Raw genomic sequence first — 6,168 nt, forward strand, 5'->3', positions numbered from 1 at the left:
CCGGGGCCGGCGAATCGGTTCGACCGACGCTTGCGGTCAGATCGCCTTCTTGGCACGTTGACCGGCGACGCGGTATATGCCGGCGGATGTTCGAAAGGATGAGAACCAGATGGCTCGTCTTCTCAGAGCGCGTGCTCTCGCGGCCGCCCTCGCGATCGCCTTCACGGCGGCGCTGTCCGCGGTCGCGCTGCCGGGCGCGCAGGCCGCGCCGGCCGCCACGACCACGTGCTCCGGCACCGGCACGATTCCGGCCGGGGACTACATGATCCAGGCCAACGAGTGGAACTCCACCGCGCCGCAGTGCCTCACCTACAACAGTGGAACCGCGTGGACGGTGAGCACCGCGAACTTCAACCTCAGCGGCGGCGCGCCGGCCACCTACCCGTCGATCTACAAGGGCTGCCACTGGGGACTGTGCACCGGGAACAGCGGCTTCCCGATCCAGATGAGCAACCTGGGCAGCGCCGTCAGCTCGTGGAACACCACGCAGCCCTCCTCCGGCACCTACGACGTCGCCTACGACATCTGGTTCAACTCCACGCCCACCACCACCGGCCAGCCGGACGGCACCGAGGTGATGATCTGGATCAACAGCCGCGGCGGGGTCCAGCCCTTCGGCTCGCAGACCGGTAACACGAACGTCGACGGCATGAACTGGAACGTGTGGACCGGGCAGCAGTCCTCGTGGAAGATCATCTCCTACGTCCTGAACCCCGGCGCCGCCTCGGTCTCCAACCTCGATCTCAAGGCCCTGTTCCAGGACGCGGTCGCCCGCGGCTCTATCAACCCCTCGAACTACCTGCTCGACGTCGAGGCCGGATTCGAGATCTGGCAGGGCGGCCAGGGCCTGGGCACCAACAGCTTCTCGGTCACGGCCACCGCCGGGTCCGGCGGCGACACCTCGCCGCCCTCGGTGCCCGCGAACCCCACAGTCACCGGGACCACGGCCTCCTCGGCCGCACTGTCCTGGTCGCCGTCCACGGACAACGTCGGCGTGGCCGGATACCGGGTGTACCGCAACGGCGTCCAGGTCGGCACGACCGCCGGGACCACGTTCACCGACACGGGACTGACCGCCTCGACGCGGTACACGTACACCGTCGCCGCCTACGACGCGGCCGGCAACGTCTCGGCGCAATCCGTCGGCGTGACCGCGACGACGACTTCGAGCGGGGGAGGAGGCGCCGGCGGATGTACGGCTACATACTCGGTGACCAATCAGTGGAGTACTGGATTCACGGCCAACGTGGCGGTGACGAACACCGGGACCGCGCCGGCGAACGGCTGGAAGGTGGCCTGGACCTGGGGCGGCAACCAGCAGATCACCAGCGTCTGGAACGGGGTCCTGAGCACCAGCGGGTCGGGAGTGACCATGACCAACGCGGGCTACAACGGCTCGATAGCACCGGGGGGCAACACGTCCTTCGGCTTCCAGGCCGGCTACTCGGGTACTAACGCGTCTCCGACGCTGACCTGCACCATGAGCTGAAAGGGGAGGCGATCATGTCACGACTGGGCCGACTTCTCGGACGCCTGCCTGCCTCCACCTGGGCAGTAGCCTTCGGCATCAACGTGCTCAGCGCTACCCGCGGCACTGCCCTGTACCGCGTCTCATTCGCGCATCGCCGTTGACCCGGGCTTGGAGTGGTCGTGTCTTGCGGCCCGGTGGTGGGGGTGCCGAGAGACAGGACGAGTGCCCGTATCCGGTGTACCCGGAACCGGGCGGACTGTTGATCTGGGGGAACACCTGGAACGCCGATCAGCTGTTCTGGCTGACGGAGGGGGAGCCGGACGAGTGGCCGGTCGCCGTGTGGTACCGGCAGTTGGCAGAGTGGGATCGCTTCGACGGAGGCTTCGCAAGTTTCATGCTGGCGCTGGTCACTGGTACGTATCCGATGGTGGAGGAACTGCTGCCGCCGCGCACCCCGGATGTTCCGGAGTGGGAGACACACTCTGACTGGGGCCACCCAGCCGAGGGCATGGTCATCGATGCTACGGCCGTCCTCCCGGCTCCGTCAGGGTGACGCCGGCACCGTGGGGTTCCCGCTAGGTAGCTGGGCGGACGCGGGTGTGGGCAGCGCAGACCGGCACACTCCGCCCAAGTGGAGGTAAGTGTTGTCGATGGCGTAGATGGGTCCTGCGGTGTCGGGGCCGACAACGCCGTCGACGGAGAGGTTCTGCTCACGCTGGAAGCGCTCGATGGCGCCGGTGGTGGTGTCGCCGTTGACGCCGTCGACGGGGAGTCCGGCGTGGTCCCAGTAGTTGAGGGCCTGCTGGATGCAGCGCACTCCGGTGCCGACGTCGCCGGGGCGGATATACGCAGGTGAGCTGCCCTGGATCGCGGTCGTCGCGCCCTGGGCCGGGAGCGGGCCGGTCGGGGGCAGGGTCTGCGCCACGGTGCACACCCGGGCACCGGCGTCAGTCGCGCACGCTGTCACGCTCGTCGGGGCTGTGACGTCGACCATGGGCGTGTAGTCGTCGATGCCGTAGTGGATCAGTGAGGACTGCTGCTGCCCGGCGGCGGTCTGGATCGAGACGGTGTCACCCGGCCGCCCGTCGGCGACTTTCGCCCACGCCGCCTGGCAGGCCGGGCTATACCGAAGCTGCACGTTCAGCAACGGCCCCGTGTCGCCGAGCAGCGTGCGAGTAGTCACTGTTCGGGCGTCGTATCCGCAGTTCGCGATCTGAGGATCCGCCCCGGCACACAACTGCCCGTGGCATCGGGGAGCGACCTCCGCGTTCAACGTCGGGTTTGTCTTGACCAGCCCAACCGATACGGCCGGGCTGTCGCCGCCCAGTACCGGCACCAGGAGCGCCAGCAGAACCATGCTGACCCCCGCAGCCGTCACCGACGTCCGCGAAGCCAGCCGCAGAACGCGCCGCCGTACTGGTCGGCGGTCGGCGAGGGCGTCCACGTTCAACGACCGGGCGACGTCGGCCGCTTCCAGGTCGGAGTCTGCACCCTCCTGTCGGCCGGCGCCCGCCGTCTCACTCGGGCCGGCGGAAGAAGGCTGACGCGCTCGACGCGCCAACTCGACCAGCCCGTCCGATCCGATCCCGGTCTGGACGAGCTTGGCGACCGCCTGCACCGGCACCGGACGCTTGCCGTTGAGCCAGCGCTCCCAAGACGAACCGCTGTAGTGCGTCTGCCGACCAAGCTGTTGCAAGCTCAGGCCCGACTCGTCCTTGGCCCCGCGCAACGCCTCCACCAAAGCACGTTGCTCCTCGCTGAGGTCCTCGGGCAGCTTCCCCCACACAAGCCTCTCCCCAATGAAGCGTTCACCCCGTCCCCGGCCGTCTCCCAAAGCGCAGACCAGCGCTTGGAGACGTCACCAAAAATCCCCATCCGAACACGAACTGTAGTCAGAGCGCCGCCTGGCCCACAAGGCTTGCCGTACCGCCTCAACACCCGGGCCCAGGTCCTATATCTGGGCACTGACCGGCTGTTGATGACGCCACCGCACTGCCTCCCGCTCTCCGCATCGCGAGCGGGTCGCCGAACGAAGGAACATCTCCATGCGCAAGCTCAACCGCATCGCCGCCGCCACCTTCGCGGCAGCCACCACCCTCGGCTTCTGCGCCCCGGCGTACGCCAACGCCTCCCCGCACGCGACCACGAACGTGGTGGGCACGGCCGGCGCGAGCACCGGCACCAGCGCCAGCACCAGCGCCCTCACCCCGGCCGGGCTCGGATCCTGCTCGGGCTGGAACAACTACTGGCAATTCACCGCATATTGCAGCGGCACCGGGCCCTCGTCATACAAGGCCATCGCTCTGTGCCTGGACTACCGGGCGGCCTACGGAGTCGACCGTTGGGACGGGGACGTCCGCCAATCCACCGCGGATTGTTCCAAGCACAAGGGTCTGAGCGGGGACTGGGGCATCTGCCTCTATCTCCCCAACGGCTCCTTCAATCACTACGACCGCAAGCACGGAGCTGACGACCTGAGCGACTACTGCACGGCCGCCTAACCGGAGCAGTCGTGTGAACACACAACGAGCAACACACCACGTCACAGCACACCACACCGCAACGCATCACAGCACACCGCAACGCATCACAGCACAGGAGGATCAATCATGATGATCGGAACCAAGACCGCGAGAGTGGCCGTGGCCGCCACGGCGGTCGCTCTCGCCTGCGCGGGCGCCGTGGCACCGGCCTCCGCAGCAGGCGTCCGCCCCGTCACTGCTCAGGCTTCGCCGGCCAACGCGACACCGCACGTTCACCAGCCCACGGCGGCAGCCAACCAGTGCCTGCACAAGTGGACCTTCCAGTCCATGGGCCTGAACGACAGCTCGCCGGCCGGATACCTGAACGTCGACGGTGGCGGAGGCAACACCTCGTGGGTGATCACCTGGTACTCCTCGCCGAGCGCCAGCAACGAGTACTGGTGCATGGAGCCGGCGTCCGAAGGCGGCTGGTATTTCCACCCGTCCTATGACCTGTCCTTGTGCATGGACGTGCCCAACGGCCGCTACGCGGCAAATCAGGATCTGTGGATCCACACCTGCAACGGCACCATCGCCCAGCGCTTCACCTTCGGCTCCGGCGACACCCTCATCCGGACAGAGGGCAACCTGGACTACGGCCTTGAGGACAACGGGTACGGCCATGTAGTGACGCTGGAGAAGTCCCCTGCCCGCAGCTACTGGCGGTGACCTGACCGCCCGGCCCCGTCGGATCGCGGGGGGTCCGGCGGTGCCGACGCCGATTGCCCGTGGCCGTCATGGCCACGGGCAATCGGCGTTGCCTACTACTGCAACAGGTGTCCCTGGTAGGTCACATGGTGGCCACGCAGGGGGCTCAATCAGCTCTCATCCCCAGGGATCGCAAGGCCAGCTGGGGTTCCGCGGATCCACGACGGCCGGCAGCCCCTTGTCATGCGGCTTGATCAGGTACGCGACCCCACCGGAGCTGTACCCCGGCTTCCCGTCGGCCTTCGTGAAGTTGGTCCGCAGCCACACGTTCTCGAACGTCCGCCGCGGATACACCGTGTACACCTCGGCGTCGGTCTGGGCGGCCGGGTCGTTCACGATCACGTCGCCGGTGTCCGTGAACCCGATGACGAGCCACAAGTGCCCGTTGCTCGCGTAGCGGCCGTTCTCCGCCAGCGTGAACGACTGCGCGGTCACGACCGGGAACCCGGCCGCGATCAGCACCTCCAACTCGGTCATCGAGTTCAGCCGCACGACCATCGCGTCCAACCCGTACGAAGCCGCGTACGCGCAGGTGAACGGCCAGTTCCCAGTGCCCTGGTACCCGTAGTCGTAGCTGTACCGCGCCGCCTGGTCCACCGCCGGGTCCGCGTAGCCCGGATCGACCCAGGACAACTGATCGGCCGTGGGGCGCCTGCCCCAGTACTCGACCACCATCTCCGTCGAGGTCGGGCTGCACCACGCCTCACCGCCGCCGCCGTACGCGGGGTACTGCCCGTCGTGCACGTACTGCGCGTACGGCTTGACCGCCAGAGTGACCCCGGTAGCCGGTCCAGGCGTGCTGGCCGGCACCGTGGTACGCGTGGGCACGTCGGACGCGGCCGCGCCGATCTGCCAGACCCGCGGCGTCGCGGGCGAACCAGGGTGGCGCAACAGAGTCAGGCGCAGCTGGTAGGCACTCATCGAGTGCCCGGTTTCCGAGCTCCACGTGTCGGTGTCGACCTCGCCGTAGGCGTTGCTCTGGCCGTTCACCGAGGTGCGGTCCAGCTCACTGTCGTCGAACGCCCAGATCCCCATCACCCAGGTGTCGCTGTGGCCGTCCTCCATCGTCGCCAGGAGTTCCACCTTCAGGAACGTGCCCTTCGGCGTGTCCGCGTTCCAGTGCGCGGTCAGCTGTGTAGCGCCGAAGGCCAGCCGGCGCACCGGCGAGGTCCACGTCGCGTACTCGTACTGCGTGGTGGTGTTCAGGTAGGGGTCGGTGTACGACGTGGTCCCCACCGCCTCCGCGATGACGACGCCCAACCGCTGCCCCGGCAACGCCAGGATGCCGTCGGACACCCCGCCCTGGAAGTCGGACCACGTGGTCCACCGGTCGAACCGTACTCGTGCCTGGTCAGCGTTCTTCGCCGCACCGCTGCCCGCGGCCTCGTTCTCCATCTCCATACCGTTCGTAGCCGCCGACGCGGACGTCGATGCCGCCGCCGTCCCGGCCCCCGCGACCCCCAACGC

At 67.9% G+C, this 6,168-nt stretch carries 6 protein-coding genes; 4 read left to right on the forward strand and 2 right to left on the reverse strand.

The window, feature by feature from the left end; genetic code table 11:
• The first annotated feature begins 109 nt into the window (after positions 1–109).
• Both IZR01_RS52400 and IZR01_RS50680 read left to right on the forward strand, forming a co-directional pair.
• Positions 110–1,489 carry a cellulose binding domain-containing protein gene (locus tag IZR01_RS52400; protein ID WP_194924471.1) on the forward strand — a complete coding sequence of 460 codons (1,380 nt, stop codon included), beginning with the start codon at positions 110–112 and terminating at the stop codon, positions 1,487–1,489.
• Between the two features lie 217 nt (positions 1,490–1,706).
• Positions 1,707–2,024, forward strand: coding sequence for a hypothetical protein (locus IZR01_RS50680; protein WP_228559687.1), 318 nt, complete (start codon positions 1,707–1,709; stop codon positions 2,022–2,024).
• On the opposite strand, the gene IZR01_RS18030 is transcribed toward IZR01_RS50680, so the two are convergent.
• The gene (locus IZR01_RS18030; RefSeq protein ID WP_194924472.1) at positions 2,016–3,257 is read right to left on the reverse strand and encodes a DUF2690 domain-containing protein; all 1,242 of its coding nucleotides are present in this window, start codon (positions 3,255–3,257) and stop codon (positions 2,016–2,018) included. The two genes, IZR01_RS50680 and IZR01_RS18030, sit on opposite strands and share 9 nt — an antisense overlap.
• 259 nt (positions 3,258–3,516) lie before the next feature.
• Between IZR01_RS18030 and IZR01_RS18035 the strand changes: the two genes are divergently transcribed.
• Both IZR01_RS18035 and IZR01_RS18040 read left to right on the forward strand, forming a co-directional pair.
• Positions 3,517–3,972 carry a hypothetical protein gene (locus tag IZR01_RS18035; protein WP_194924473.1) on the forward strand — a complete coding sequence of 152 codons (456 nt, stop codon included), beginning with the start codon at positions 3,517–3,519 and terminating at the stop codon, positions 3,970–3,972.
• A gap of 108 nt (positions 3,973–4,080) precedes the next feature.
• Positions 4,081–4,662: an RICIN domain-containing protein gene (locus IZR01_RS18040; RefSeq protein WP_194893780.1), complete on the forward strand. Its 582-nt coding sequence runs from the start codon at positions 4,081–4,083 to the stop codon at positions 4,660–4,662.
• A gap of 156 nt (positions 4,663–4,818) precedes the next feature.
• Here IZR01_RS18040 and IZR01_RS18045 read toward each other — a convergent pair.
• On the reverse strand, positions 4,819–6,168 hold a 1,350-nt coding region (locus IZR01_RS18045), incomplete at its 5' end, for a C39 family peptidase (RefSeq protein ID WP_228559689.1).

This window comes from Catenulispora pinisilvae (assembly GCF_015356865.1).
In the GTDB taxonomy this organism is placed as follows: domain Bacteria; phylum Actinomycetota; class Actinomycetes; order Streptomycetales; family Catenulisporaceae; genus Catenulispora; species Catenulispora pinisilvae.